The sequence below is a fragment of the Paenibacillus sp. FW507-14B1B genome, assembly GCF_058781425.1.
The window spans coordinates 1-3,072 of sequence record NZ_JBYSWS010000014.1; the positions used below are offsets into that span (position 1 = coordinate 1).

The 3,072-nt window shown below is 39.9% G+C and carries 5 protein-coding genes; all 5 read left to right on the forward strand.

Translation table 11 applies throughout. The features are described from left to right. Positions 1-939, forward strand: a 939-nt coding sequence (locus AC3WJJ_RS25530) for an RHS repeat-associated core domain-containing protein (protein ID WP_492544936.1), incomplete at its 5' end; no start/stop codon positions are given. 12 nt (positions 940-951) lie between these two features. Beyond that, the gene (locus tag AC3WJJ_RS25535) at positions 952-1,203 is read left to right on the forward strand and encodes a hypothetical protein (RefSeq protein WP_039871677.1); all 252 of its coding nucleotides are present in this window, start codon (positions 952-954) and stop codon (positions 1,201-1,203) included. Between the two features lie 257 nt (positions 1,204-1,460). After that, complete coding sequence (locus tag AC3WJJ_RS25540) at positions 1,461-1,967, forward strand: RHS repeat-associated core domain-containing protein (RefSeq protein WP_492544938.1); 507 nt, start codon at positions 1,461-1,463, stop codon at positions 1,965-1,967. A 15-nt stretch (positions 1,968-1,982) separates the two neighbouring features. Then, positions 1,983-2,363, forward strand: a complete 381-nt coding sequence (locus AC3WJJ_RS25545; RefSeq protein WP_492544940.1) for a hypothetical protein — start codon at positions 1,983-1,985, stop codon at positions 2,361-2,363. 243 nt (positions 2,364-2,606) lie between these two features. After that, the gene (locus AC3WJJ_RS25550) at positions 2,607-2,999 is read left to right on the forward strand and encodes a hypothetical protein (protein WP_492544942.1); all 393 of its coding nucleotides are present in this window, start codon (positions 2,607-2,609) and stop codon (positions 2,997-2,999) included. Positions 3,000-3,072 lie beyond the last annotated feature (73 nt).

The window sequence follows — 3,072 nt, forward strand, 5'->3', positions numbered from 1 at the left end:
CAAGGCCACCGTATTGAGCAGCTCATCCGGGGGAAGAGCACCCGCTATGTCCTTGACGAGTCTCAAGAGCTCAGCCGTGTCTTGATGGAAATTGACCACAACGGAGAAGTAAAAGCACGTTATGTATATGGCCTAGGGCTGATCGGCCGGGAAGATGCCAACGGCCAATACCTGAGCTACCACAGCGATATGCGGGGAAGCACAACCTTACTGTCCAATGAACATGGTAAAGTTACCGATCGCTACACGTATGGAATATATGGTGAGTTTGAAAGCCATGAAGGATCAACACACCAGCCGTTCTGCTATAACGGACGTGACGGTGTCATGACAGATAGCAATGGTCTATACTACATGCGAGCACGCTATTACGATCCGAAGATTAAGCGGTTTATTAACCGAGATGTGATACGTGGAGATGTGCTGGACGGACAAACGTTTAATCGCTATGTTTATGTCAACGGAAATCCGGTGAGTTTTATTGACCCGTTGGGGTTAGAGAAGGGTAAGTTTGGTGGGGATAAGACTGAGGGGACGGGTAATATTCAGACTGGAGGTCGTAATAACCTCTCAGTAGATGAATATTTCCGTCAAGAAGCTGAAGCATCGAAAATGTATGATAGTATAAGAGCATCAACTTCAGATGTTCAGGGGATTTCAAAGAATACAGGAATTGCAGAAAGCCGGATACAACGCATAAAAGACCATGTGTTTAATAATGAGCATATCAAGTCAAGCGGAAATGGAAGGTTTGACCCTGATTATGAAATTGCTCAAGCATGGACTAGATTACAGCAAGGAACTTACAATACGAAAGATATTGATTTATTGAATCATGAATTGTTTGAATCAAGGTTTGAAGGTATATTTAAGACAAATTATGAAACGGCTCACGACGCCGCTGTCAGGTCAGGTCGTCCGTGGGAAATAGGAGATTAGAGGTGATTATAAATGGGAGCTTTTGTCTTACTCTTGAAAGACTATGAAGATGAATCAGTTGTGATTTACAGATTTGGTCCTAAAGAAGATATAATGGGGAAGATTCAATTAAACAAAGAAACTAGAATGTTTGCCGAACTAGAACCGATTAATAACCAAAATCATTCAAATCAATTTTACTTCGATAGAGCGGCTCAAAGAATGGCGAGATGTCTAGTTAAGGAGGGCGGTGTATTTCCTGAGAAACTGACATTTGAATCCTAAGGAGTAGAACCTTGATTGGCTTCGTGCCCTTCAAGGTTTTTCTTTACTAGGGGGCTACCCAGTGTCGAATGAACCCATCATTCAACCAATAACACATATTCAATTAGAGTGAGGAGCAAAAAAAATGAAAACTAGTAGAGCTGGATAGGACGGTTCAGGAGATTAATAGTTAAACAATACCGCTACACGTATGGAATTTATGGAACCATGAAGGGATAACACACCAACCGTTCTGCTATAACGGACGTGATGGTGTCATGACAGATAGCAATGGTCTATACTATATGCGGGCACGATATTACGATCCGAAGATTAAGCGATTTATTAACCGAGATGTAATACGCGGGAATGTGCTGGATTGGCAGACGTTTAATCGCTATGCTTATGTCAACGGAAATCCGGTGAGCTTTATTGATCCGTTGGGGTTAGAGAAGGGTAAGTTTGGTGGAGATAAGAGTAACAAGGAGAAGGGGCAAGTTGATGATTTCGCAAAAGAGCCGTTTGTGCCTGATGAATACTGGGGAAGAAAGGCTCCTGATTACAATACTCCTGGGTTAAAGTATGATCATTATAGAGAGTATAACGGTAAGATTGAGAGATCAACAGTGATTTATGATGATGCTGGTAGGCAAAAGTATAGAGTAGATCATGACAATCACAGCATGCCAGATGACCACTCAACTCCTCATTTACATGAACGTAAGTTTGGAACAGGATACTCGGACAAGGGTAAAGAATATGATTACCATTTCTGGGATGAATAAGAGGTGATAAAGGCTATGGAGTTTATTAAAAATTATCATTTGATCTCACAAACAATATCTACTTCACTCAGAGAAAAAGATTTCAAATATATCTCTAGTGTGCGATATTATATTGATTATAACGAACATTATGATGAAGTATCTTTTTTAGAAGTAGGATACATTTTAGAGCCGAAGTTAGAGGGAAAACGATACCATCTGTTACTTAAATTTAGTGAGATTACTAATTTAAATGTGTCAGGATTTGGTGGATCTTATAATCAAATATTAGGATTCAAAATAACTGATATGAAGGATCGAAATTGGGAAGCTCATCAAAGATATTTTGTTCATGATTATGAGAATGATGTTATGAGTTTTTATTGTAAATCAATCGAATTACTCTCTATAGAGTAAATTGCTAATGCAGGAAATCTTGATTGGCTTCATGCCTCTCAAGGTTTCTTTTTTATCCTTTGACTCAACAATATGAAAATCTGGAACATGGTTTAAGGGTGGTTTAAATATGGTGTGCATCTCAAAGTTAGTAATTACTGTACTTGCCAATATCCACTGTAATTAAATAGAAAAAGAGACATCCTTGACTCTCTGTGTAAAATAGAAGTACCACCAACGATTCTACGCAGAGGAGAACAAGAAATGTCTCATACATATACGTTAGCACACCAGCTCAATTGGTACAATATATTTCAGCAATGGAAACTACCGTTGTATTTTTCCAAATCGGTTCTCAATCACATTACGCACTTTGTAGACGGCATGTTGTCGAGTAGTTTTACGGGGTGTTTAACGGATATACATCGTGAAAGCTTGCATAATCGAGATCGAAGAAGCATTAGCCATTTCATGTCACACAGCAAATGGAATGAACAATTTCTTAAACAAAACGTGCGAAATATCGCATTTAAGCAAGTGAAGTGGCATGCCAAGCAGAATAACAGTCCCATCTTCGTCATTGTAGATGATTCGGTTTGCGAGAAAACAAAGCCTTCGTCACAGGCTTTCTTCTCCATACAAGGAGCAAGTTTTTGAAACGAAGCGTCCGAACGGAAGCCGGGAGGAGCGGAGCTATGATGCAGCAGGCAGACTGGAGCGCCTTACAGAC

Bases quoted from the DNA above. Each gene is read 5' to 3' on its own strand.
- AC3WJJ_RS25535 (WP_039871677.1), top strand. From the start codon at position 952: ATGGGAGCTTTTGTCTTACTCTTGAAAGACTATGAAGATGAATCAGTT.
- AC3WJJ_RS25540 (WP_492544938.1), top strand. From the start codon at position 1,461: ATGACAGATAGCAATGGTCTATACTATATGCGGGCACGATATTACGAT.
- AC3WJJ_RS25545 (WP_492544940.1), top strand. From the start codon at position 1,983: ATGGAGTTTATTAAAAATTATCATTTGATCTCACAAACAATATCTACT.
- AC3WJJ_RS25550 (WP_492544942.1), top strand. From the start codon at position 2,607: ATGTCTCATACATATACGTTAGCACACCAGCTCAATTGGTACAATATA.